Here is a 24,125-nt window from a genome sequence, read left to right as displayed (position 1 = left end):
TTCTCAGCCAGTTGGATCACCGACACAACTGGGCTGAAGGCGGGCCAACCCACCCGAAGAACCTGGCGTGTTTATGCCAAAGCCATCACAACATGAAAACCGATGGCACCCTTAAATACCTGCTGGACCCCTACAGCGGGGATGTCATCTGGCTTTTTGAGGATGGCACCTGGACTATTACCGAAGCCGACGGGCCGCTAGCACCAAAGCAGAAACGGTGGGCACAAACAGTCGCCCAACACATCACCGCCACCAGGAAACGCATCCGCGAGGAAGCCCAATACCTCAAACAAGAACTCGACGACTACGCACAACAACAAGCCCAAGCCCAAGCCCAAGCCGAAGCCGAGGACGCGGACAACACCGACACAGATGCCAGCACCGACGACATCCCCTTCTAAACCTTGACCCCACCCCGTCGAATAAAACGACGACACCAATCCAGCAGAAAGGAAAGAACCCAAGAAACCAGGAACACAACCACCGTCGTCACAGACGACGACTGCACTGCCGAAGCCCAGTCAGGCTCGCCCCAACTGTTGCCATTGGGACCGGCTGGACTTAGTCATGCCGGTTAGGATGGAGTGAATGCAGATCTACATTGCCTCAGTACCCGTCGATGATGTTGCCCTCGCTCACGACTTCTATGTCAATACGCTCGGCTTTCGAGTCAAGGACGATGTAACCCACGGAGACTTTCGGTGGCTCACGGTCACCAATGCGGAAGGCCAAGGGGATATGGAGCTCCTGCTCGAGCCCAAGGCCCATTCCGCGGCCAAGGACTACGCAGCAGCACTCAAGGCTGATGGTGTCCCTGTCACCCAGTTCCTATCCGCAGACGTGGAGCGAGAATATAGCGAGCTCACTGAAAAGTGGGAGTGCATTTCACTATGGTGCCGACCGACGTCGGCCCCTCCATCATCGCCGTCTTCGATGACACCGTAGGCAACCTCATCCAACTGGTACAGCTCAAGAAATAGAGAATAAAGAATGTCACACTTACCTTCTTCCGTCGCTATCATCGCAGCCGTTAGCGCCCTATGCGTAATGCCTCTAACTGCATGCGCGGAGCGTGGGTCAGACACGACTCCGACACCGCAGTTCAGTGAAATTCCGTCTAGCTCCGCTGCTATCGATGGGCCGGAGCCGCCGTCCAGTGACACGCAGAATGCTCCCTCACAACAGGATGCCAATGTTGCTGCCTTTGCGGGTATGGGGACGGCTGCGATTGATGACCAACACCACATGCCAGATCGGTTGGGCGGCCTCATTCCGACGGGCGTGCGCGTAGGCGCTCACGACGGTTTCACGCGGGTGGTGGTTGACCTCGAGGGAGAAGGTGAGCCCGGCTGGTTCACCGCCTATACCGACGATCCTCGTCAGCAGGCATCAGGTCATCCAGTCGAAGTAAAGGGAAACACTTTTCTCAATCTGGGGATCGAAGGAACTCCGTGGCCTTCCACAGCCGATCTCGAAGAAAGGTATATGAAGCCAGGAACTACTCCCGGTACTGGTGTGGTGAGCGAAGTCGTATACACGACCTCATTCGAGGCACAAACCCAATTGATCATTGGACTACAGAAGAAGACACCGTACTCAGTGATTTTCCTGGAGGACCCCAAACGCCTAGTTCTCGACTTCCAGGTTTGACGTGTGGTGAAACGATAAGGGCCCTGTCCCCAGCTAATTCCTGGGTTACAGGGCCCTTGTTCTAGGAGGTTCTAGGAGGTCCTAACAGTCCTAGCTAGTCTGGAGATTAATCCTCCTCGACAGGGACCAGGGAGATCTTGCCGCGGTTATCAATGTCGGCGATTTCCACCTGAATCTTATCTCCAACGTTGACGACGTCTTCGACCTTTTCAATGCGCTCGTCGCCACCCAGCTTCGAGATGTGCACAAGGCCGTCGCGACCCGGGGTCAGGGAAACGAAGGCACCGAAAGCCACGGTCTTCACTACGGTGCCGAGGAAGCGCTCACCCACCTTCGGCAGCTGTGGGTTAGCAATGCTGTTCACGCGGTCGATGGCAGCGTCAGCGGCTTCACCCGTAGCGGCCGAAATGTAGACGGTGCCGTCTTCCTCGATGGAGACATCGGCGCCAGTTTCCTCGGTGATGGCGTTGATGGTCTTGCCCTTCGGGCCAATGAGCTCACCAATCTTGTTCACCGGGATAGTCACCGAGGTAATGCGCGGAGCCAGGCCAGACATCTCGTCTGGGCCCTCGATGACCTCAGACATCGTGTCGAGGATGGCGGCACGGGCGTCGCGGGCCTGCTCGAGGGCGTCGGCAAGCACGTGCGATGGAATGCCATCCAGCTTGGTGTCCAGCTGCAGGGCGGTGATGAACTCGGAGGTACCGGCAACCTTGAAGTCCATATCGCCGAAGGCATCCTCAGCGCCGAGGATATCGGTGAGTGCCACGAACTTTTCCTTGCCGTTAACTTCACCAGAAACCAAGCCCATGGCGATACCCGCCACTGGGGCCTTCAGCGGAACGCCCGCGTTGTAGAGGGACAGGGTGGACGCACAGACGGAGCCCATGGAGGTAGAACCGTTGGAACCAAGGGCCTCAGACACCTGGCGAATGGCGTAGGGGAAGTCCTCACGGGACGGGATCACCGGCAGCAACGCGCGCTCAGCCAGCGCACCGTGACCAATCTCGCGGCGCTTCGGGGAGCCTACGCGGCCGGTCTCGCCGGTGGAGTACGGCGGGAAGTTGTAGTGGTGCATGTAGCGCTTGGACTCCACTGGGGTCAAAGAATCGATCTGCTGCTCCATCTTCAGCATGTCCAGGGTGGTCACACCCAGGATCTGGGTCTCGCCACGCTCGAAGAGAGAGGAGCCGTGTGCACGCGGGATCAGATCAACCTCCACGCCGAGGTCACGGATATCGGTCACACCACGGCCATCGATCCGGAAGCCCTCGGTGAGGATCTTGGTGCGCACGATGTCCTTCATCACGGCGTTGAAGGCGTTGCGGATCTGTTTGGATGCATCGGTCTCGTCGAGGTCATCAAAGTCTTCGATGAGCTTAGCCTCGACCTGCTCCATGTACTCATTAGTGGCGTCGTCGCGGTCCTGCTTACCCGGGATGGTAAGCAGCTTCTCCAGCTTCTTGGAGGCTGCCTTTTCGACGGCCGCGTAAACATCATCACCGTAGGGCGGGAAGAGCGGAAACTCCTGCGTCTCCTTCGCTGCACGCTCCGCCAGACCTGCCTGCGCTTCACACAGGGACTTGATGAAAGGCTTCGCAGCCTCCAAGCCCTCAGCCACGGTGGACTCCTGCGGAGCCGGTGCACCTTCCTTGATACGCTCGGCTACGTTCACACCAGCGCCGGCCTCGACCATCATGATGGCTACGTCGTCCTTGCGGCCCTTCTTCACGATGCGGCCGGCAACGACCATCTCGAAGAGAGCACGCTCGTGCTGCTCGTTATTCGGGAAGGCCACCCACTGGCCCTTCGGGTGCTTATCATCAGCAATCAGTGCCATGCGCACGCCGCCCACCGGGCCGGATACCGGCAGGCCAGAGAGCTGGGTGGAGGCGGAAGCGCCGTTGATGGCAACGACATCGTAGTACTCCTCCGGGTCCATGGAGAGGACCGTGACAACAACCTGAACCTCGTTGCGCAAGCCCTTAACGAAGGTTGGGCGCAGCGGGCGGTCGATGAGGCGGCAGGCCAGGATAGCTTCGGTGGAAGGGCGCCCCTCGCGGCGGAAGAAGGAACCCGGGATTTTACCCGCGGCATACATGCGCTCCTCGACGTCCACGGTCAGCGGGAAGAAGTCGAAGCCTTCGCGCGGCTGGTTAGAAGCGGTGGTCGTGGACAGCAGCATGGTGTCCTCGTCCAGGTAAGTGGTCACGGAGCCACCGGCCTGGCGAGCCAGCTGGCCCGTCTCAAAACGGATGGTGCGAGTGCCGAAATCGCCGTTGTCCAGGGTGGCGATGGCCTCGGTGATGCCGTAATCATCGTCGATAAGAAACTCGACGGAATTGTTCGGTTGCTTTTTAGCGTTCTTAGCGCTCATGGATATAACTCTCCTTGGAGCTGTCATGGCGATCTTCGGTGCCGCCTCTTCTTCGATGTTTTCTGACAACGTCCAAGGATTTTAGCAGATGAGACAAGAAAACCCCCGCACACAAGGTGCGGGGGCCAAAAGTTAAGCGCTTAGCGGCGCAGACCCAGGCGAGAAATCAGGTCGCGGTAACGGTCAACGTCGTTAGCGGCCAGGTACTTCAGCAGGCCACGACGGCGACCAACCATCAGCAACAGACCACGGCGGGAGTGGTGATCGTGCTTGTGATCCTTGAGGTGCTCGGTCAGGTTGTTGATGCGGGAAGTCAGCAGCGCAACCTGTGCCTCCGGGGAACCGGTATCGGTCTCGTGCAGGCCGTACTCCTTGAGGATTTCAGCCTTCTTCTCGGTGCTCAAAGCCATGGAAAATCTCCTATTGTATTTCAGTCCACATGAAATGTTGCGCCATGAGGCGCTGCCCGTGACTACTGTGGACCGCAGTCAGCAAGCCGAAGTAGAAGTATAGAGGCTGCCGAGCTTCGACATCAAATCATCAACAAAGCGCGCGTCATCTACCGCAACGGCCACACGGGTGGTGGGGTTATCCAAGCGTTCCGGGTCACCGATTGTGCGGCCAGTATCCTCACACCGCAGATTGAGGTCGAGGCAGGTGACCAGCGAGGGATCGGCAGCCACAGCTACCGCTAAAGGGTCGTGGAGCCCGCAACCGCCAAGGTGCGGAGAGGTCGTCTTGTAGGCGCGAATGTAGTAGTCCACGATGTCTGCGTAGATACGACCAGTGGGTGTACCGCGCCATTGCTTCGTGTGCTCCCTGGTGAGCAACGTGCGCAGCGTGACATCGAGCCCCACCATCGTGAGGTCCTGAGCATGGCGGAATACATAGTCCGTGGCTTGGGGATCTTGGAAAACGTTGGCCTCGGCATAAGGAGTGACGTTCCCGGGTACGGTCAGCGCCCCACCCATCATCACGATGCGGGCGTTGCGGGCAAAGTCCGGGTCTTTGCGCATGGCGGCTGCAATGCTTGTCGACGGCCCCGTCGGCACGATAACCAGATCCTCGCCATGCTCACGGACCGAACGGATAAGAAAGCCCACTGCGTCCTCGTATGCCTTGCGGCGCGGCGGAGGCAGAAGTACTTCCCCAAGGCCATTGCGGCCATGGATGAAAGCAGAAATGGGAGCAACGCTAAAGCCCGGCCGCGTCGGACCGATGAAGACGGGGACATCCTCGGCGTCGAGAAGCTCGAGCAACGCCAGCGAGTTACGCACGCCCAACGCCACCGGAACGTTTCCATAGGTACCCGTAACCCCGATCAGCTCGAGATCGGGGTGCGCTAAGGCATAGGCGAGCGCAAGGGCGTCATCAATTCCGGTATCAAGGTCGAGGATGATCTTCATTTAAACCTCGCGGGCAAGAATTTCACGAACTCGGGCAACGTCACGTTCCATAGCTGTCAGGAGCTCCTCCACGGAATTGAATTTCTCCATGTCACGCACATGGTCGACGAAATGCACGGTGGCTTCGTGGCCGTAAAGGTCAGCGTCGCGGTCCAGCACGAAGGACTCCACCGAACGCTCCTCGTCACCAAAGGTAGGGTTGGTGCCTACCGAAATGGCTGCGGGATAAGGAATGCCGGGCTCCATGTCACCTTCCAGAGGGGCGCCGGTGGGCTCAACCACGAACCAGCCCGCGTAGACGCCATCGGCTGGAATGGCGACGGATTCCGGGAAATACTGGTTAGCGGTTGGGAAACCAAGCTCCTTTCCACCACGTCCTGCACCACGCACAACGGGCCCAGTCACCGTGAAATGACGCCCCAGCGCCCAATTGGCGCGCGCAATATCGCCCTTGGCAAGGGCGGCGCGAATGTTGGTGGAGCAGATGCGCTCGCCGTCGTCGTCAAGCAAGGGCACGATGTCAACGCCGAAGCCGAACTCAGCGCCGAATTCCGCCAGCGCCTCCGCGGTGCCGGACGCGCCCGCGCCAAAGGTGAAGTTCTCCCCCACCACGACGTGCTCTGTGTGCAAACGCTCCACCAGGAGATCCGTCACATAGTCGCGCGGCTCGACGCCCCGGAGTTCTTCGGTGAAGTCGATGACGAGCACGGCCTCGATGCCCATTTCTTCCGCCAGCTGCATGCGACGCTCGAAAGTGATCACGGAGAGAGGAGCGCGCTCCGGCAAGAATACGGAGACTGGGTGCGGATCGAAGGTCACCATGACCGCGCGCTGTCCATGTCTGTGCGCGTGCTCAACGGCCTTCCTCACGAGCTGTTGGTGCCCGCGGTGCAGGCCGTCGAAGACACCAATTGTCACCGAGGTCGGGCCAAGGTCAGTGGGGATGCTATCGATTCCGTACCAAATATCCACGGGCACCATGCTATCCCACTGCGGCCGGTGCCCTAGACTGCAGGGCATGACTGATCCGCTCGAACGTTCCGGCCTCGTGGTCGTCGACAAACCCGCCGGCATGACCTCGCACGACGTCGTGGGAAAACTGCGCCGCTTCTTCCGCACCCGCAAGGTGGGGCACGCAGGCACGCTTGATCCGATGGCTACTGGAGTGCTCGTCGTAGGCATCGAGCGCGGCACCAAGTTTCTTGCCCACATGGTGGCCTCCACCAAGGCCTATGACGCAACGATTCGTCTTGGCATGGCAACCCACACCGACGACGCGGAGGGGGAAGCAACGTGGGGCAAACCGGCAACCGCAGTGGAGGATTCCGCCATTGCGCGAGAAATTGCTGCCTTGACCGGCGATATTATGCAGCGCCCAGCAGCGGTCTCCGCCATCAAAGTGGATGGCAAGCGCGCGCATGAAAGGGTGCGGTCAGGTGAAGAAGTTGAGATCCCCGCGCGCCCAGTGACGGTCAGCCGCTTCGATATCCTCGATACGCGGCGCTGCGGCGAGTTCATTGATTTGGACGTGTCGGTCGCGTGTTCTTCGGGAACCTACATCCGCTCGCTGGCTCGGGATCTGGGTGAGGCCCTCGGCGTCGGCGGGCATCTCACCGCCTTGCGCCGCACGGAGGTGGGCCCTTTCACGCTTGACGACGCCCTCCCCCTCTCTGCTCTCGAGGACTCCCCGACGCTGTCCCTGAGTCTCGATGAGGCTCTCGCTCGCAGCTATCCGGTTTTAGAAGTCACCGATGATGAGGCCCAGGCCCTGGCTATGGGCAAGTGGCTGGAGCCGCGTGGGTTGAAAGGCACCTACGCGGCCGTCGATCCGCAGGGACGGTCGATCGCCTTGATCAAAGAAAAAGGAAAGCGCTTAACCACGGTTTTCGTCGCGCGGCCCTCGACGCTTTAATGACCCGGTTTACCTGTCAAAGTTGAGCGCTGGAACGGCAGCAGAAACGATGACATAGCCATCCCGGATGATCCAGTGCCCCGTAATGAACGGCACTGGAGTCGGCCGTGCCAAGAGGTAAGAGACCAGCGTTCCGTCTAGGCGCAGGTCAATTTCCGCTTGGTCAAAATCAAGCCACCGCCGGGTCATGGGGAACCACGTCTTGTAGGTGGCCTCCTTGGCACAGAACAACAGGCGGTCCGGGCAGGAAATACCCGCCGCTTGTAACTGAGCCAGCTGCGGCATCTCCCCCGGCCGAGCGATCATCGTCAGCACATGCTCCGGCAAAGGCTCCGCGGGTTCGGCATCCAGCCCCATCGAGCGCACGTGGGTGGTTGGCGCTGCTACCGCTGCACGCAGGCCTTCGGTGTGCGTCATCGATCCGGTATAGCCCTCCGGCCACAGCGGCATGCCTCGCTCGCCGCGCAGAATCGGCTCATTGTCGGTGTAGTTGAGCTCCTTCAAGGCTTGGTGGGCACACCAGCGTGCATCCCCAAATTCGGACTTACGCACGTCCACGGCTTGGGAGACCACGGAGCGCTCCTCCGGGGATAGGTGGTTGTAATTGAGCAGATCGGTCATCGACTCGTCTGTACGCACATAGCAATAGCGCGCTGACTCCGGGAAGAGGGAAGGCTCAAGCATGCTCTGCCCTCCCTGTCTTCTCATCGATACTCAGCACCGGATATGGCCACGGCTGGAGATGCCCGTGCGCTTGCCACTCACGCGGATAGCCCAGAGACACCTCAATGTGGTCTACTCCATCAATGTTGGCTCGGTTAGGCATATGGAGGTGACCGTAGATGACCGCCTTGGCGTTGTAGCGCCGCGGCCAGGAACGCGTGTGGCGGGTTCCACACCACAACGCCACCTCGGGCCAGCGCAGGTACAAGGTTGGCTCCTGCACCAGTGGCCAGTGATTGATCAGGACGGTCTCGCCCTCAACCCGTGATAGGCGCTTGATGGAATACGCCAAGCGGTCCCAGCACCACGCGCGCACATCGACGAACGGGGCGATAGCAAATTCATCAGTCATGATGATCTGCTTCTGCTTCGCGCTCGCAAGCGCCTGCTCTACCGTCGTTCCCGGCGGACGAAAACTGTAGTCATACAGCGTAAAAAGCGGGACGACAGTAACCCCTCCAAAAACCGGGAAAGGGTCTTCTGGGGTAACCACGCCAATCTCCCGGCAGCCTTCCACGAGCCGATCGTATTTTTCACGTCCCTGATACGCGTCCTGGCCGCGGGAGAAGAGCTCGTGATTGCCGGGCACCCAGATCACGGTGGCGTAGCGGTTTTTCAGCCGCGCCAAGGTGTTGATGACAAGGTCAATGCGCTCGGCCACATCGCCCGCCACAATCAACCAGTCATTCGGATTCGGCGGAACGAGTTCCTCGATACGGTCCCCGTTGACTCGCACCGCCGCGTGGAGATCGGAGACAGCCCACAACGTGGTCATAGCGCCTCCTTCACACAAACATTCTCTCTACTTTTACCACAGGGCTAGACCTGCGCCCACCGCATGGAGTAGAAGCGCCACACCACGCCCACCATGCGGATGAGGATGAACGCGGCGATTCCGCCCCACACCCCGGTCAGGCCGGTGCCGAAAACCAGGGCCAACCAGACACCGGGGAGGAAGCCCAAGAGCACCGATGCGAGGGTGAGCGTGCGGAGGAAGGCTGCGTCCCCAGCGCCTAGGAGAACGCCGTCTAGGGCGAAAACGACGCCGCCAATAATGACGAGGAAAGTCATAACCCACCACGGGCCGGAAATGACCTCGAGGACCTCCGGGCTCGTAGTAAAAATCTGCGGAATGACACCGGCGCCGAGGCCTAGTACCGCTGCGAGCGCGAGGGAGAAAGACGTCGAGTAGAGCGTCACCTTGGTTCCCACCGTGCGGGCATAGCGCGCTGACCCTGCCCCCAATGCCGCGCCGGTCAATGCTTGGGCAGCGATAGCGAGGGAATCCAGAACGAGGGACAGGAAGTTCCACATCTGCATCATGATTTGATGCGCAGCCAACTGGGCAGTTCCGATACGCGAGGCCACCGCTGCCGCCGACAAAAATGCCACTTGGAAACTCAACGAACGCACGATGAGGTCACGCCCCAACACGAGCTGCCGACGCACAACGCTCCAGCGGACCTCCCACGAACCGGCATGCTCGCGGCGCAGCTCCGCCACGAAGAACGCCGCGATGATCCCCATGCCCAGCACCGTGGCCAGAGCTGAGCCCGGCAGACCCCAGAAGTGCACGAAAATAGGCACCGCGATGGCGCCAGGAACCATACCTGCAAGGGTGAAGTAGAGAGGCTTGCGGGTGTTTTGAACACCGCGCATCCAGCCGTTGCCAGCCATGTTGATGAGGGTAAAAGGAATAGCGACGGCCGCGATTCGCAGCCACTGTGCTGTCCCCCGCGCCGTATCTGGATTGCCAGTCAACCACAGCGCAAAGACGCCGGCAAAGAGCCACATGATGATAGCGAGCACCAACCCCACGCCCACGGCAACCCACGTTGCTTGCACGCCCTCCGCCACAGCCTCTTCCCGCTTACCCGCACCGAATAAACGAGAGGCTCGCGCGGTCGTGCCATAAGACAAGAAGGTCAGCTGGGTCGTGACCACGGAATGTAGCGTGGCCGCAGCTCCCAGCGAGGCCAAATCCTCCGCTCCAAGCCGGCCCACCACCGCGGTATCCAGGAGCAAATAAAGCGGCATCGCCGCGAGAACGCCCAGAGCGGGCACAGCGAGGCGGAAAACCTCCGCGGCAGAAACCTTGACTGGTTGCTCGGAAGCCATTTAGGACAACGCACCTACCAGCTGCGCGATAACCTCCTCGGGCGTTCCGTGCGCGGTATAGCCAGCAGCCGGAACATGCCCACCGCCGCCGAAGGTGAGGGCCACTTCGGCGCAGTTGACCGCAGAGGAACGCAAAGATACTGCCCACACATTGGGCGCCTGTTCCTTGAAGACCACTCCAATGTCAGTGCCCTTCAATGCGCGGACATAGTCGACAAAAGACTCAATGGCGGAATCGGCATGAGACGCGACTTCCTCATGCGGCACGAAGAGAACCGCCAGGCGGTGCTCCCCTGCTTCCTCAATTCTGAGGCCTGAGAGCACACGTCCGATCATCTGCAGGTCATCGGCCGTGCTGGAGTCCATGAGTTCCAGCGCAATCTGCTTGGTGTCGAGCCCATAGAGCATCAGGCGCGCAGCGATATCATGCATCGCTGGGCGGCCCCACCGGAAGTTACCGGTATCGGTAACAAGGCCCGCGTACAGGCAGTGCGCGATGACGCGATCGATCTGGATGGAAAGCCTATCCAGGATATCGAGCAGAACCACCGTGGTGGACTCACACACTGGATCCACCACGTTGATGGCACCAAAGCCGTCGTTAGAAGCATGGTGATCGATACATAGGACGCGGCCGACGGCGGCCATTTTCTCGAGCCCCTGCGCTACCGAACCTGTCCGTTCTATCGAGCCACAGTCCACAGTGACATAAAGGTCGTAGCCCTGCGGAAGCTCATCCACCAACTCAATCTCGTCCACGGTAGGAATGGAGAATAGGTTGGCGGAAATATCGCGGCGCTGCCCGATCACGGTGCGGGTCTGCTTCCCGCGCTGGCGCAGCGCCAAGGTGAGGGCCGCCGCAGAGCCGACAGCATCGGCGTCTGGGCGCAAGTGCGTGATAATGCAAATACTGCTGGCCTGCACCAGAGCATCAACTGCGGCTTCGTAGTTGGTTCGTGACACTTAGTCCTCTTCCTTATCCGAGGTCTTGTACGGATTCGCATCACCAGCCGGCTGCGCGCCTTCCTTCAACTTGGCCAACTCCGCATCGCGGGCACGGGCGCGGGCGAGCAAATCCTCCATGTGAGCGGACGCCTCGGGGACAGTGTCAAGTTCAAAGGACAGCGTCGGTGTAAAGCGAACCGACAGTTCGTCGCCCACAATCTTGCGCAACTGCCCCTTAGCTCGCGTGAGAGCCTCGGCAGCCTGATCGTAATCCGGCTCGGATTCGATATCCGCGCCGCGCACCGTGTAGTACACGGTGGCATCGTGCAGGTCACCCGTAACGCGGGCATCCGTGATAGTCACAAGCTCAAGGCGACGATCCTTAATCTGGCGTTCAATAGCGCTGGCAACGATTGTCTGAATGCGCTTTGCCATGCGCGCGGCGCGTGCGTGATCAACCATGGTGAAGCTCCTTTGCGTACGGGTACTGGCAACTAGTCTAGGATACCGATTCTGCACCTTTCGGCCGAAATGATTAAAGCCCAGCCAGGAATGTTTCCTGGCTGGGCTTTTTATCCGAGCGCTCTTAGTGAGCGGAGAGCTCAGATGTGATTAGTCGCGGGGGACCTCGACTTCCTCGTAGGCCTGGATGATATCGCCTACCTGGATGTCCGGGTAGGACAGGACCATACCGCACTCGTAGCCGGCGTTGATCTCGTTTGCGTCATCCTTCTCATGGCGCAGGGACTCGATCTTGGCATCGGAGACGATGACGTTTCCGTCGCGCACGAGGCGAACCTTGCCGTTGCGCTTGACCTTGCCCTCGGTGACCATACAACCGGCAATGGTGCCGACGGCGGAGGACTTGAACAGCGCGCGGATCTCCGCCGCACCGGTATCCCGCTCCTCGTAGATGGGCTTGAGCATGCCCTTGAGAGCTGCCTCAACCTCTTCAATGGCGCGGTAAATCACGGTGTAGTAGCGGATGTCAACGCCCTCGGCATTCGCTTCCTCCGTCGCCTTGCCTTCAGCGCGAACGTTGAAGGCGATGATGACGGCGTCGGAAGCCGCAGCCAGGCTGACGTTGGTCTGCGTCACAGCACCGACGCCACGGTCGATGATGTTGAGCTGAACCTCGTCGTCGACCTCGATGTCCAGCAGGGCATCTTCCAGAGCTTCGACGGAACCGGCATTGTCGCCCTTGAGGATGAGGTTGAGCGTCGAAGTTTCCTTGAGCACTGCATCCAGATCCTCGAGGGAGACGCGCTTGCGGGCCTTGGCCTGCAGAGCAGAACGCTTACGCGCGTCACGCTGTGCGGCAATCTGGCGAGCGACGCGGTCATCTTCGACAACCAAGAGGTTGTCGCCGGCACCAGGCACGCCGTTGAGACCCTGCACCTGGACCGGGCGGGACGGGCCGGCCTCTTCCACGTCGTTGCCAAACTCATCGAGCATACGACGCACACGTCCGTGCGCATCGCCAACCACGATGGAATCACCAATGCGCAGCGTACCGCGCTGAATGATGACGGTAGCCACCGGACCGCGGCCACGGTCGAGGTGAGCCTCGATGGCAGAACCCTGCGCATCCATATCCGGGTTAGCGGTGAGCTCGAGTGCAGCGTCCGCCGTCAGGATGACAGCCTCCAGCAACTCGTCGATGTTGATGTTGTTCTTCGCGGAGATGTCCACGAACATCGTGTCGCCGCCGTATTCCTCCGGCACCAGACCGTACTCAGTGAGCTGACCACGGATCTTATCCGGGGAAGCTTCCGGCTTATCAATCTTGTTGACCGCGACGACGACCGGGATGTCCGCTGCCTTGGCGTGGTTGATCGCCTCAATGGTCTGCGGCATCACGCCGTCATCAGCGGCGACCACCAGGATGGCCAAGTCGGTGGACTTGGCACCACGGGCACGCATGGCGGTAAACGCCTCGTGGCCCGGTGTATCCAGGAAGGTGATGGTACGCGGGCCATCCTCGAGATTCACCGTGGTCTGGTAGGCACCGATGCCCTGGGTAATGCCACCGGCCTCACCCGCACCTTCGTTGGTCTTACGAATGGTGTCCAGAAGGCGGGTCTTACCGTGGTCAACGTGACCCATCACGGTGACGACTGGCGGACGCTTCTCAAGGGCTTCTTCGCCGCCCTCGTCCTCACCGAACTGCAGGTCGAAGGACTCGAGCAGCTCGCGGTCCTCGTCCTCCGGCGAGACGACCTGGACCTCGTAGTTAATCTCCGAGCCCAAAAGCTGCAGGGTGTCCTCGGAGACGGAGGCCGTAGCCGTCACCATCTCGCCGAGGTTGAACAGTGCCTGAACCAATGCCGCGGGGTCCGCACCGATCTTCTCGGCAAAGTCAGCCAGGGAGGCACCACGGCGCAGGCGAACCACCTTGCCGCCGCCGTCAGGCAGGCGTACGCCGCCTACCTCATGCTTCTGCTGCTCTTCAAACTCGTGGCGCTTCTGACGCTTCGACTTCTTGCCGCGACGCGGTGCGCCACCAGGGCGACCGAATGCACCAGCGGTACCACCGCGGCGACCGCCGCGTCCGCCACGGAAACCACCGTGGCCTGGGCCACCCTGGCCCGGTCCGCCGCCACGACCACCTCGGCCGCGACCGCCACCGCCGCTGCCTGCGGCCTTCGACGGCATGCTGGCCGGGTTCGGATGCGAAGGCATCATGGCCGGCGATGGGCGGCGTCCGCCGCTGCGATTGCCATCACCCTGCGGGCGTGCTCCGCCCTTGCCACCGCGGTTATCACCAGGCTTGCCGGCGGAGCGCTGCCCCTTGCTGCCGCCCGGACGTGGTCCGGGGCTGGGGCGATCGCTCGAGCCGCCCGTGGAGAACGGGTTATTGGCGACGCGACGGGTACCACCAGGCTTCGGCATGGAGCGCGGTGTAACTGCGCGCTCGCCAGGCTTGTCCGCATTCTTGCGCTGTGCACCCGGCTTCGGGGCACCGCCCGGCTTAGGCGCAGTTCCCGGCTTCGGGGCGCCGCCCGGCTTGGGAGCGGCACCCGGCTTCGGCGCTGCCCCCGGCTTCGGACCAGGCTTAGCGGCGGTAGCCGGCTGCTTCTCTGCTGGTTTCTTCTCTGCCGCCTTTTTGGCAGCAGAAGCCGGGGAGGCTGCCGGCGCGGTTTTCTCCGCCGGCTTGTCGTTGCCACCCTTAGCTTCATAATGTGCGCGCATCTTCTTGACCACCGGCGGTTCGATGGTCGAGGATGCGGTCTTGACGAACTCGCCTTGTTCCTTCAGCGTGGCGAGTAGTTCCTTGCTGGTTACGCCGAGCTGCTTTGCCAACTCGTGTACACGTAGCTTTCCGGGCACTTGTCTCCTCTTTAATCTTTCTAGGAGCCAAGGCCGCGGAATACGGCTTGACCCCTAGTTAATGGCTATGGACTTTCATCGCTGATGCTGCTTCATGGTTGTGCGCTCATCAGTGTTCGGTCTTCCTTTTTAACTCTGGGTCGCACGGGCTGTTGCCCGCCGACTGCACCTGCTGCCGAGCAGCGAGGTACTCACGTACGTGACCTGTGTCCACGTCTGTGGACAATCGGAGCGCGCGCCTGAAGGCACGGGTTCGCTCCGCCAGCTCTACTGCCTCCAGATCTGGCCTAATCCACGCTCCCCTGCCGGGGAGGCGGCGGCGCGGATCCGGAACAACACGGCTTCCTGTGGGATCGTCCCTATCGGCGACAATCCTGAGCAATTCCGTGTCGGGATGCTTTTGACGCGTGGCGATACAGGTGCGGAGTCGCTGTCCCTGAGACATCCCACTCCTTACGTCGAATCACCACTACTACTACGCCACAGCATTCCTGCATGTGGGCCGTTGTCTAGTCTACGCGAAAATAGGCCAAACCTTTAATCCCACCGCAGGCAGGTTGGAAAGCTAGTCACGAGCGGCATCGGAGTGAATATCAATCTTCCATCCGGTCAGGCGAGCTGCGAGGCGAGCGTTCTGCCCTTCCTTGCCGATAGCGAGCGAGAGCTGGTAATCCGGCACGGTTACCTTGGCTACCTGTGCTTCCTCGTCGAGGATTTCTACGCGCACGACCTTCGACGGTGCGAGAGCATTACCCACGTAGACGGCTGGGTCTTCGTTGTAATCGATGATGTCAATCTTTTCACCGCCGAGCTCACGCATCACGTTGCTGACGCGGGAACCCTTCGGGCCGATGCATGCACCCTTGGCGTTGAGGCCCTTGGCGTGGCCGCGAACGGAGATCTTGGAGCGGTGTCCAGCCTCACGGGCGATGGCGATGATCTCGACTGCGCCGTCGGCCACCTCTGGGACCTCCAGCTCGAAGAGGCCGCGAACCAGCTCTGGGTGGGTACGCGACAGCGTAATCTGCACCTTCGCCCCGTTGCGGTTTACCCCCACGACATAAGCCTTAACGCGGTCACCGTGCTCGAGCTTCTCCCCCGGCAGCTGCTCGGCCGGCAACAGGAAAGCATCCTGCGAATCGTGCTCGGTACCCAATTGCACCACGATAACGCCGCGCTTGTTGGCGTGGATATCGCGCTGGACGACGCCCGACACCACCGTGCCGATCAATTCTGAATAGGAATCATAGGTCCGCTCCGCTTCGTTTTCGCGCAGCTTGCGCAGGATGGCATCGCGGACAGCCTGGGCGCCGATGCGCCCAAAGTTATCCGGGGTGTCGTCGTACTCGCTGACGACCTCTCCGGTCTCCAGATCGCTTTCCGTCACGATGACGGCAACGGCGCCGGTATCGGCGTCGATATCCACGCGGGACTTTGTCCCCTCCGCCTTCGTCTCAGCGGACTCAGCACGGTGATCCAGGTAGGAATACAAAAGGGCACCCGCGATTGCTTCGAGCAGGTCCTTCACCGGGACGCCTCGCTCGCGCTGAATCGTGCGGAGTGCCTCTAGATCAATATTCACTTGTTAGTCCTCTCGGGTTGCCGAGTTCTGCTCGGCGAAGTCGAACGTCTGCATTGCCGCCTCCAGCTCCTGTGCTGAAGGTTGAGCAAATTCAATTTCTACCACTGCACGGCTCACATTTTCCAATCGCTCGACCTGATAGCGCACCTCCTTCTTCACGGTCGTGATGAGCGCCACTGATTCTTCGTCCGCGGAGAGAGCACCGATTCTGGCGACACGGGTGGTGCCGGGCTCGTCGCTCAACGCATAGCCGACCAGCCTTCCTTGGTTCCGACGCCAATGGCGTGGTGCGCTGAGCGGAAAATCCACGCCGGGGGTCGACACCTCTAGGGTGTAGCCTGCCCCAAAGTTAAGAGTGCCCGCTTCCTCCTGTGCATCAAAAAACTCGGAAATCTCCTGCGAAAGTTCCTCGATGAGATCGGAGCTCGGACGCTCATCACCATCAATGCGGATGATGACCTGCGACTTTTTACCAGCTCGTGTAGTCTTCACATCTTCGATGTCGAGGCCGCGTGCGGCGGCAACAGGCTGGAGGATTTCGGTCAGTTGCGCGGGTGTTGGGAATGCCATGCGCTCTAGACTAGGTCACACGGGTAGGGTCTATCGCGTGAACCGCCGAGTAGTTGTGCCCGCCCTCCTTGTCTGCGCCGCCCCATGGTTGGGCGGCTGCCAAGCCACCGACGCGATCGTGGACTATTTTGGCCCCCACGCGGACCCTACGTTGACCTCTCTGGCTCACGATGCCAGCGCCGACGCCCACGCACTGCAGGAACTCGATCCCGATGCCGCGTCCCTGCGCGCGCAGCACGCAGACGAGCTTTACTCCGAAATTGAGCGGCTCTGCGGCCGCGACGAGGAAGGACACGTTCCGCGCTCCTGCGAAGTGAATCGTGAGGGTGAAGCATACGAGGCCACTGATGCGGCTGCCGTGCTTGCCGCAGCTTCTTCATCGATTGAAGAGCAACTTGACGCGGTCTCCCCGGAATCTCGGCCCTTGCTCGTCGCCCAAGCCATCGCAATGGAGGCCCGCTCCACCGATGAACCGGGCGCTGTGCCGGAGCTGACGGAGGATGACGCTGACCTCGCCACCGAACTCTTGGACTGGGAATACAGGCAGGTGTATGCCTTGGACTTTGCTCGTTCCTATGTCACACCTGACGTCGAAGAGCTGGTTGATGAGCGCCTCGCTCTGCACGAGAACCGCGTCCTCGCGCTCCAAGAAGCAGTAGCCAAAATCGGACCAGTGCCACAGCCCGCAGCGGCCTACACCTCGACCTCCGGTGAGCTGCCCGTAGACGCCGCCTCAGCGCGCGCGTTCCTTGACGACGTCGCGCATAGTGACACGGTGACATGGGCCTCCGCCGCCTCACAGGAGGTGCCCGACCAAGCGGCACCCAATGCTGAATGGCGAAGCTGGCTTATTTCTGTAGCCGCCCAATCTCACCGTATCAGTGCAGCTTAATTCCTCCCTCGCGAGCTCGATTTTCCTAAGCTACCGACGTTTGGCGTTTTTTCGGCGTACAGCGACCAGGCATAGCGCATGACCGGAATCTGCAACGGCAGACGCACCGCATGGTAGATCTTCTTGCCGGTTGATGCCTTACCGCTTTCTAAGTCCCTGTAGGCTTGGTAGAAGTTCGCCGGCCACACGGCAGCGAGCAAAGCTAGGGCTGAAAGGCCGCCTGCAGGCCGCGTCGATGGGTTCGCCAGGAGTGCACCGGTCACCACTTCCCAGGCGCCAGAGGTGAAGTTGTAAAAGCGAGCCGACCCTGGAAGCTGTGGCGGGATGATGGACTCGAAGGGCTTCGGCTTAGCAAAATGCAGCACTCCCATGGCAGAGAGTGCTGCAGCCATTGAATATGTCAGTGCGGGGTTGTGGGAACTCATACCCGCGAGCCTACGCGCTTAACGCACCTAGCCGCGGATGAGCTCCGTTAAGGTGTCCACGATGGAGTCTGCGGGGACCTCACGGGTCTCGCCGCCGCGGATGCGCAGCTCGATGATGCCGTCAGCAAAGGCACGGCCCAGGATGGCGATGAACGGCATTCCCAGAAGCTCTGCATCCTTGAACTTCACGCCTGGGGAGACCTTGGGGCGATCGTCGAAAAGCACCTCCACGCCCGCACGGTCCAGATCCTCCACCAGCTTCTGGCCTGCCTCGAGGGCAGCGGCATCCTTGTTCGCTACGGCCACGTGCACCTGGTACGGGGCCACAGCCACCGGCCAGTTGAGGCCCTTCTCATCGTGGCGCTGCTCCGCCAGCACCGCGAGCATGCGCGTAACACCAATGCCATAGGAACCCATGGTCGGCACGGCGCGCTTGCCGTTCTCATCCAGAATCTGGACGTCGAAAGCCTCGGTGTACTTGCGGCCCAACTGGAAGATGTGCCCTAACTCGATACCGCGCTCCAGCGTCAGAGTGCCCTGGCCGTTCGGTGCCGGGTCCCCTTCCTTGACCTCGGCGGCCTCGATGAACTCATCCACAGTGAAGTCACGGCCAGCCACCAAACCGACGACGTGACGCTGCGGGGCATCGGCACCGGTAATCCACGACGACCCGGAAACAACGCGCGGGTCGGCATAAACCTTCACGTCGTGGGCATTAAGGGCACGCGGCCCAACGTAGCCCTTGACCAGGAAGTCGCTCTTCTTGAAATCCTCATCGCTGGCGAGCTCGAACTCGGCCGGTTCAAGCGAAGCCTCCAGGCGTTTTTCATCCAGCTCGCGATCGCCCGGAATGAGGACGGCCGCGAGCTCCCATTCCTTCTCTTCCTCCGTAGCTGCGGGGGCTGCCACCTTGATCATCATGCACTTGAGGGTGTCCGCTGCGGTGACCTCGCGGTCGGCGACAGTAATGCCGGCGCTCTTAGCCCACTCCACCAGCGTTTCGATGGTCTCGGATTTCGGAGTCTCATGCTCCTGTGCCTCCGGCAGGCCGTCGAAGGGGATTTCCTCTGGAGCCTGAGTGACCACGGCCTCCACGTTGGCGGCGTAATCGCCCTCGGTGGCCCGCACGAAGGTATCTTCGCCTACCTCAGACACGGCGAGGAACTCCTCGGAGGCCGAGCCTCCCATCGCACCAGAGGTGGCCTTACAAATCGCGTAATCAATCTCCAGGCGATTGAAGATGTTCTGGTAAGCCTTGCGGTGGCGGGCATAGGACTCATCGAGCCCCTCATCCGTCATGTCGAAGGAATAGGAGTCCTTCATGGTGAACTCGCGGCCGCGCAGCACGCCCGCGCGCGGACGTTCCTCATCGCGGTACTTCGTCTGGATCTGATACAGCGTGACCGGGAAATCCTTGTACGAGGAGTACATATCCTTCACTGCGGTGGTGAACATCTCCTCATGGGTCGGGCCTAGGAGCATGTCAGCGCCCTTACGATCCTTGAGACGGAAGAGGTTATCGCCGTACTCCGTCCAGCGGTTCGACTGCTCGTAGGGTTCGCGCGGCAGCAACGCCGGGAACAGCATCTCTTGGCCGCCGATAGCGTTCATCTCCTGACGGATTACGTCTTCGATCTTGCGCATGGCGCGCAGCCCCAGTGGCAGCCAGGTGTATACACCCGGCGCGACGCGGCGCACATAACCTGCGCGGACGAGAAGCTTGTGGCTGGGGACTTCGGCATCAGCCGGATCCTCACGAAGAGTGCGGAGGAAAAGCTCAGAAAGACGTGTAATCATGGTTGCTCAGTTTACATCGCTAGCATGTAGCCATGCTGATCATCCTCCCTCCTTCTGAGACCAAAGCACACGGCGGCAACGGCGCGGCCCTGAATTGGGACGAGCTTTCTTTTCCCGCGTTGAATCCGATCCGCCAAGAAATCGCTGCAGAATTGTCCTCCCTCGACGTCGATGAAGCGCTGGAAGTGCTCAAACTCTCTGAGAAGCTGCGTGGGGAAGCCGAGTCTAACCGCGAGTTGGCATCCTCCCCGACCATGCCCGCGCTGGAGCGTTTCACCGGCGTGCTGTACGACGCCCTCGACGCCCCCACCCTTCCCCCGGAAGCGCGGAGCTACCTCGCCGTGGGCGATGCGTTATTTGGTCTAGTGCGCGCCGATGATCTCATCCCGCACTACCGACTCTCCGGTAGTACGAAACTGGGCGGGCGGACGCTGAAGTCGCGATGGGGTACGGCCATCACGGATGAGCTGCGCGCGCTTGTCGCCGCAGGCGAGTTCCTCATCGACATGCGCTCGGGCACCTACCAGCAACTGGGCAAGCTCAAGGATGCCGCCACCGTGCGCGTGGAGACGGTGCAAGAGGATGGCTCCCGCAAGGTGGTCTCTCACTTCAACAAGCACTACAAGGGTGAGCTCGCCCGCGTGCTTGCCCTCCACGGTGAAGGCGTCTCCTCCCTCAAGGATGCGGCCAGTGTTGCGCAGGAGGCAGGTATGAGCACCGAATTGCGCGGCACCGAGCTCGTGCTCGTGGTCTGATTTATCTATTTATCAATTTATCAACGCTCGCCGATTTATCTATTTATCAATTTATCTGCCTCCGGAGAAGCGGGGCCATTCAAACCAATGGGTTATAGCGCAAGCTGTTGCGCTTGAGCTCGCACTCAGTGGCAATCGCGATACCGGAGGCAATCTTGCCGCGCTCGCGCAGGCGGAACATGGCATCCACGATGCGATCGCGCAATCCCCAGGGATCGATGGTGTTGATGTACACCTTCGTGCCGCCCTCAAAACCGGCCAGGGTCGATACCCTGAGCTTGATCATCACACGCCACGGCTGCGGCAGATCCACGCTGGGCGGGCGGTGGTGCCACTCTTCATTGCAGGCCACATCCGGACCCACAGCGGCATGCGCTGCGTGGATAAGGTCCGACATCCCGCGAACCTCACCGGGGGTCTGCTCCCAGGGCTCACAGCGCGGCGACTTGGAGAAGATCTCCAGTGTGGGATAGCGGTGGCCAAAGCCGGCGAAGAGAACCGCATAGTCGTTTTCGGCGATAACGAGGTTGCGCTTTGCCGCGTAGCCAACCGCCCAATCGTTGTACATATTCGGGTGCGCCCGCAGAATCGCGTTTTCCTGGTGGGCAGCCATACCTAAGGCGTCAATAGCGACGAGCTGCTTGTGCAGGTGATCGAAGGACGCGCCCGCCGGTGCTAGCCAGTTCTGGAACACGGCGACATAAGAGGCATAGCGGTTGCGCTGGTAGAGCTCGCGCGTCGATTCCGCAGTGAATGTTGTCAGCAGGAAGTGCTCATCGGGGCTCAGCGTGCCGGAGGACGCGAGCTGACTATCATCGACCGCACCCTCCACAAAGTGGCGCGAAGAAATGATGACGTCGTGGCCACCTCCGAAGAAGCCATCGGCGAGGGCGAGCAGGGATTCGTCGTCCAGCGCGGCATCCTTCCCCGCCGCCTTGAGCTTGGTGCGCACCACATTGAGCACATGCAGGCGCCCAGCTTCGTCGGACTCGTAGCGCTCCTTGTGGCGGGCCACGTCGGGGTCCATGGTGAAGCCATAGTTCTCGTGCCAATAGTCATAGGACACGATCTCAAAAAGGTTGGGCACGCGGCGAAAGGCTGGTACGGACTCATCCAGCTCGTGAGGAAGGAGGCCGCGCTGAATCTCCCCCGAAGCCAGAATACGGGACTTTTCCGGTGGGGTATCCAGCATGCGGCCTGAGCAAAAGGCGCAGGTGTGCGTGAAAGCATCGGCCGCCAGCGGTTGTGGGTCCTGTGCTGGATGCGCGAGCGGGCGGTTGCCGCGGCCAGGCACCGTCCACACCTCCGTTCCGGAGAAGGGGTTGACCTGCTTGACGGTCCCATCAGCCATGGTTTGGATGGGCTCGACGCGGCTAAAGAGTGCTTCGCTCATGCAGCCCAGCGTAGACCTCCGCACCCACCGGTGCGACTAGGCTTGGGGTCCATGCAGCACCGATTCTTTGAAGTAGATGTCTTCGCCACTGGTCCGTTCAGCGGAAATCCCCTCGCCGTGGTCGCGGATGCCGATGACTTGAGCACCGAAGAGATGCAGCGCATCGCGCACTGGACCAATTTCTCTGAGACGACGTTTCTGTGCTCGCCTACGGATCCACGCGCGGACTACCGGGTGAGGATCTTTACCCCCTACGAAGAGTTTCCTTTCGCCGGCCACCCCACGCTGGGCACCGCCCGGGTGGCAGCAGAGCTGCTTGAAAAAAGCGGCACCTTAATTCAGGAATGCGGTGTAGGCCTGGTCACCGTGCGCCAGGAGGACGGACGCTTCGCCTTCGCTACCCCACCCTTGGTGCGCGAGGGGGCTCTCAGCGATGCCGAACGAGCCGATGCAGCTGCAGTTCTCGGAGTTGACGTCGACCGCATCGTTGACTCCGGCTGGGTAGACAACGGCCCCGGATGGCGCCTCATCCAGCTGGATTCCGCCGAGGCAGTACGCGAACTCAACCCCACGCCCATGCCTGGCGTGAAGGTCGGTGTGGTCGGCCTCACCGGTGGCGATGCCCCCGCGTATGAAGTACGAGCCATTACCGGGCACTTCGAGGATCCCGTCACCGGGTCCTTCAACGGCGGGGCTGCCCAATTCCTCCGCGCCAAGAATGCAGTTCCTGCTCGCTACACCGCGGCCCAAGGTGGCCAGGTAGGACGCGCTGGTCGAGTCTTCATCGATGACGACGGCGAGAACATCTGGGTGGGCGGCAACGTCCGCGTGCGCGTTCGCGGCGCTCTGGAGTCCCGCGATGCCTAAGCCTTCCTTTCCTGTCGAGCTGCACACTGAGTTCGCCCGCCGCCTACCCCACCTCGTCGCAGAGGCCCGAGGGGAGGAACAGCCCGCGGCGCGGATCGTGGTGCTCAATGAACAGCTGGCTTCTGCGCTCGGGCTCGACCCAGACTGGCTGCGCAGCGATGAAGGCGTGGAGTTTCTCCTAGGCCGCGGCCCCATAGCTCCCCACGCCATGGCCTACGCCGGCTTTCAGTTCGGGCAGTACAACCCATCCATGGGTGATGGCCGCGCTCTCCTACTGGGAGAGGTCACAGGCCCTACTGCTCCCCAAAACCCGGCAGGTCTGTGGGATCTGCACGCCAAGGGGACGGGTCCCACACCGTACTCGCGCTTCGGCTCTGATGGTCGTGGCACTCTGCGCTCGATGCTGCGCGAGTATCTCTTCTCCGAGTCGATGCATGCCCTGGGAGTGCCCACCACTCGGTCTCTCGCGGTCCTTGCCACCGGCCGCCCCATTCAACGCCAAGTGGTGGAGGAGGCGGGCGTACTGGTGCGCGTTGCAGCGAGCCACATTCGCGTCGGCTCCTTTCACTTCGCCGCGCAGTCTCAGCGGCCCGGATTGCTCGAACAGCTCGCCGACTACACCATTGAACGCCACTACCCCGGTGCCGACTATCAGGGGCTGTTCACCCGTGTCATGGATGCGCAGGCCACCACAGTAGCCGGATGGATGCAGCTGGGCTTTATCCACGGCGTGATGAATACGGATAACACCACGCTATCGGGCGAGACCATCGACTACGGCCCCTGCGCATTCCTGGAAAACTATGATCCCGATACCTGGTTTAGTTCCATCGATACGCAGGGCCGCTACCGCTTTGGTCGCCAGCCTGACATGGTGGGTTGGAACCTTGCGCGACTCGCTGAATCCCTGCTGCCGCTTCTCGACGACTCCCCTGACTCCGCCCTCGCTTGGGCTCAGGAGGCCATCAATTCCTTTGCGCAACGCTTCGATAAAGCACGGCGAGTCGAAGCCCTGCAGCGCTTGCAGATGCCTGAAGAGCTTATTCAGGACTACAACGCAGCACTCGCTGAGGCGAGCCCTGACCTCACACAGGCCCACCGGGCTCTTGTCAGCGCCGCGGCAGGTACGCCGGAAGCCGCCTACGAGGCGTTCGCGGACACACACTTCGTTGATGCCTATTGCGCGAGTGGCCCCGACGTTGCGCTGCTGGAGCAGACCGTGCCGCGCGTAATTCCCCGGCCGCGTCTCGTCGAGACTGCACTTGACGATGTCGACGAGTTCTCCTGCCTCTTGCAGGCCACGACCCGTCCCTTCGATCCCGCACCGGTTTATGAACAGCCCGGTGGCACGGGCTTAAGGGACATTTCGTGTGGATAAACCGA

24 protein-coding genes are annotated in these 24,125 nt (G+C 61.0%); 8 read left to right on the top strand and 16 right to left on the bottom strand.

The window, feature by feature from the left end; all coding sequences use genetic code 11:
• The 3 genes from HMPREF2526_RS10195 to HMPREF2526_RS10185 form a co-directional block, all read left to right on the top strand.
• Positions 1 to 401 (top strand): HNH endonuclease signature motif containing protein (locus tag HMPREF2526_RS10195; RefSeq protein WP_148139567.1); only part of this gene is annotated, 401 nt, incomplete at its 5' end.
• 187 nt (positions 402 to 588) lie between these two features.
• The gene (locus HMPREF2526_RS10190) at positions 589 to 945 is read left to right on the top strand and encodes a VOC family protein (protein ID WP_369816035.1); all 357 of its coding nucleotides are present in this window, start codon (positions 589 to 591) and stop codon (positions 943 to 945) included.
• Between the two features lie 102 nt (positions 946 to 1,047).
• Positions 1,048 to 1,650, top strand: coding sequence for an AMIN-like domain-containing (lipo)protein (locus HMPREF2526_RS10185; protein ID WP_232751665.1), 603 nt, complete (start codon positions 1,048 to 1,050; stop codon positions 1,648 to 1,650).
• A gap of 106 nt (positions 1,651 to 1,756) precedes the next feature.
• Here the strand turns inward: HMPREF2526_RS10185 and HMPREF2526_RS10180 are convergent, their stop codons facing one another.
• The 4 genes from HMPREF2526_RS10180 to HMPREF2526_RS10165 all read right to left on the bottom strand — a co-directional run bounded on the left by HMPREF2526_RS10180 (position 1,757) and on the right by HMPREF2526_RS10165 (position 6,414).
• A complete protein-coding gene (locus HMPREF2526_RS10180) occupies positions 1,757 to 4,027 on the bottom strand; it encodes a polyribonucleotide nucleotidyltransferase (RefSeq protein WP_070547208.1) in 2,271 nt (756 codons plus the stop codon).
• 140 nt (positions 4,028 to 4,167) lie between these two features.
• The gene (gene rpsO / locus HMPREF2526_RS10175; protein WP_010190317.1) at positions 4,168 to 4,437 is read right to left on the bottom strand and encodes a 30S ribosomal protein S15; all 270 of its coding nucleotides are present in this window, start codon (positions 4,435 to 4,437) and stop codon (positions 4,168 to 4,170) included.
• 78 nt (positions 4,438 to 4,515) lie between these two features.
• A complete protein-coding gene (locus HMPREF2526_RS10170; protein WP_070547207.1) occupies positions 4,516 to 5,433 on the bottom strand; it encodes a nucleoside hydrolase in 918 nt (305 codons plus the stop codon).
• On the bottom strand, positions 5,434 to 6,414 hold the full coding sequence (locus HMPREF2526_RS10165; RefSeq protein WP_070445677.1) for a bifunctional riboflavin kinase/FAD synthetase: 981 nt from the start codon (positions 6,412 to 6,414) through the stop codon (positions 5,434 to 5,436).
• Positions 6,415 to 6,451: 37 nt separating this feature from the next.
• On the opposite strand from HMPREF2526_RS10165, the gene truB reads away from it, so the two are divergent.
• Entirely contained in the window at positions 6,452 to 7,345 is an 894-nt protein-coding gene (gene truB, locus HMPREF2526_RS10160) for a tRNA pseudouridine(55) synthase TruB (RefSeq protein ID WP_070547206.1), read from the top strand.
• 9 nt (positions 7,346 to 7,354) lie between these two features.
• Here the strand turns inward: truB and HMPREF2526_RS10155 are convergent, their stop codons facing one another.
• The 9 genes from HMPREF2526_RS10155 to rimP form a co-directional block, all read right to left on the bottom strand.
• A complete protein-coding gene (locus tag HMPREF2526_RS10155; protein ID WP_046648085.1) occupies positions 7,355 to 8,029 on the bottom strand; it encodes a 4'-phosphopantetheinyl transferase family protein in 675 nt (224 codons plus the stop codon).
• The gene (locus HMPREF2526_RS10150; RefSeq protein WP_049155431.1) at positions 8,022 to 8,843 is read right to left on the bottom strand and encodes a metallophosphoesterase family protein; all 822 of its coding nucleotides are present in this window, start codon (positions 8,841 to 8,843) and stop codon (positions 8,022 to 8,024) included. The genes HMPREF2526_RS10155 and HMPREF2526_RS10150 overlap by 8 nt, the downstream gene beginning before the upstream one ends.
• Positions 8,844 to 8,887: 44 nt before the next feature.
• The gene (locus HMPREF2526_RS10145) at positions 8,888 to 10,186 is read right to left on the bottom strand and encodes an MATE family efflux transporter (RefSeq protein WP_046648083.1); all 1,299 of its coding nucleotides are present in this window, start codon (positions 10,184 to 10,186) and stop codon (positions 8,888 to 8,890) included.
• Positions 10,187 to 11,149, bottom strand: coding sequence for a DHH family phosphoesterase (locus HMPREF2526_RS10140; protein WP_046648081.1), 963 nt, complete (start codon positions 11,147 to 11,149; stop codon positions 10,187 to 10,189). It abuts the gene before it with no gap.
• A complete protein-coding gene (gene rbfA / locus HMPREF2526_RS10135) occupies positions 11,150 to 11,593 on the bottom strand; it encodes a 30S ribosome-binding factor RbfA (protein WP_046648080.1) in 444 nt (147 codons plus the stop codon). It lies immediately after the preceding gene.
• Between the two features lie 150 nt (positions 11,594 to 11,743).
• Positions 11,744 to 14,461, bottom strand: a complete 2,718-nt coding sequence (gene infB, locus HMPREF2526_RS10130) for a translation initiation factor IF-2 (protein ID WP_070512680.1) — start codon at positions 14,459 to 14,461, stop codon at positions 11,744 to 11,746.
• 109 nt (positions 14,462 to 14,570) lie between these two features.
• Positions 14,571 to 14,906 carry a YlxR family protein gene (locus HMPREF2526_RS10125; protein WP_046648078.1) on the bottom strand — a complete coding sequence of 112 codons (336 nt, stop codon included), beginning with the start codon at positions 14,904 to 14,906 and terminating at the stop codon, positions 14,571 to 14,573.
• A 120-nt stretch (positions 14,907 to 15,026) separates the two neighbouring features.
• Positions 15,027 to 16,043 (bottom strand): transcription termination factor NusA, encoded by a 1,017-nt coding sequence (nusA, locus tag HMPREF2526_RS10120; protein WP_046648077.1) that lies wholly within the window; start codon positions 16,041 to 16,043, stop codon positions 15,027 to 15,029.
• A 3-nt stretch (positions 16,044 to 16,046) separates the two neighbouring features.
• Positions 16,047 to 16,613, bottom strand: coding sequence for a ribosome maturation factor RimP (gene rimP, locus HMPREF2526_RS10115; RefSeq protein WP_070515633.1), 567 nt, complete (start codon positions 16,611 to 16,613; stop codon positions 16,047 to 16,049).
• Between the two features lie 37 nt (positions 16,614 to 16,650).
• On the opposite strand from rimP, the gene HMPREF2526_RS10110 reads away from it, so the two are divergent.
• A complete protein-coding gene (locus HMPREF2526_RS10110) occupies positions 16,651 to 17,505 on the top strand; it encodes a hypothetical protein (protein ID WP_070515635.1) in 855 nt (284 codons plus the stop codon).
• On the opposite strand, the gene HMPREF2526_RS10105 is transcribed toward HMPREF2526_RS10110, so the two are convergent.
• Both HMPREF2526_RS10105 and HMPREF2526_RS10100 read right to left on the bottom strand, forming a co-directional pair.
• A complete protein-coding gene (locus HMPREF2526_RS10105) occupies positions 17,502 to 17,930 on the bottom strand; it encodes a DoxX family protein (RefSeq protein WP_070515637.1) in 429 nt (142 codons plus the stop codon). The two genes, HMPREF2526_RS10110 and HMPREF2526_RS10105, sit on opposite strands and share 4 nt — an antisense overlap.
• Before the next feature lie 27 nt (positions 17,931 to 17,957).
• Positions 17,958 to 19,727, bottom strand: a complete 1,770-nt coding sequence (locus HMPREF2526_RS10100) for a proline--tRNA ligase (protein WP_070547205.1) — start codon at positions 19,725 to 19,727, stop codon at positions 17,958 to 17,960.
• Between the two features lie 32 nt (positions 19,728 to 19,759).
• On the opposite strand from HMPREF2526_RS10100, the gene yaaA reads away from it, so the two are divergent.
• Entirely contained in the window at positions 19,760 to 20,482 is a 723-nt protein-coding gene (gene yaaA, locus HMPREF2526_RS10095; protein WP_070547204.1) for a peroxide stress protein YaaA, read from the top strand.
• A 79-nt stretch (positions 20,483 to 20,561) separates the two neighbouring features.
• On the opposite strand, the gene HMPREF2526_RS10090 is transcribed toward yaaA, so the two are convergent.
• Positions 20,562 to 21,875 carry a DUF4921 family protein gene (locus HMPREF2526_RS10090; RefSeq protein WP_180963892.1) on the bottom strand — a complete coding sequence of 438 codons (1,314 nt, stop codon included), beginning with the start codon at positions 21,873 to 21,875 and terminating at the stop codon, positions 20,562 to 20,564.
• A 51-nt stretch (positions 21,876 to 21,926) separates the two neighbouring features.
• Between HMPREF2526_RS10090 and HMPREF2526_RS10085 the strand changes: the two genes are divergently transcribed.
• Both HMPREF2526_RS10085 and HMPREF2526_RS10080 read left to right on the top strand, forming a co-directional pair.
• The gene (locus HMPREF2526_RS10085; RefSeq protein ID WP_049155414.1) at positions 21,927 to 22,742 is read left to right on the top strand and encodes a PhzF family phenazine biosynthesis protein; all 816 of its coding nucleotides are present in this window, start codon (positions 21,927 to 21,929) and stop codon (positions 22,740 to 22,742) included.
• Complete coding sequence (locus HMPREF2526_RS10080; protein WP_070547203.1) at positions 22,735 to 24,120, top strand: protein adenylyltransferase SelO family protein; 1,386 nt, start codon at positions 22,735 to 22,737, stop codon at positions 24,118 to 24,120. The genes HMPREF2526_RS10085 and HMPREF2526_RS10080 overlap by 8 nt, the downstream gene beginning before the upstream one ends.
• Positions 24,121 to 24,125 lie beyond the last annotated feature (5 nt).

Source organism: Corynebacterium sp. HMSC070E08, from assembly GCF_001808895.1.
Lineage (GTDB): Bacteria > Actinomycetota > Actinomycetes > Mycobacteriales > Mycobacteriaceae > Corynebacterium > Corynebacterium hiratae.
This window is presented reverse-complemented; position numbering and strand designations above follow the sequence as displayed.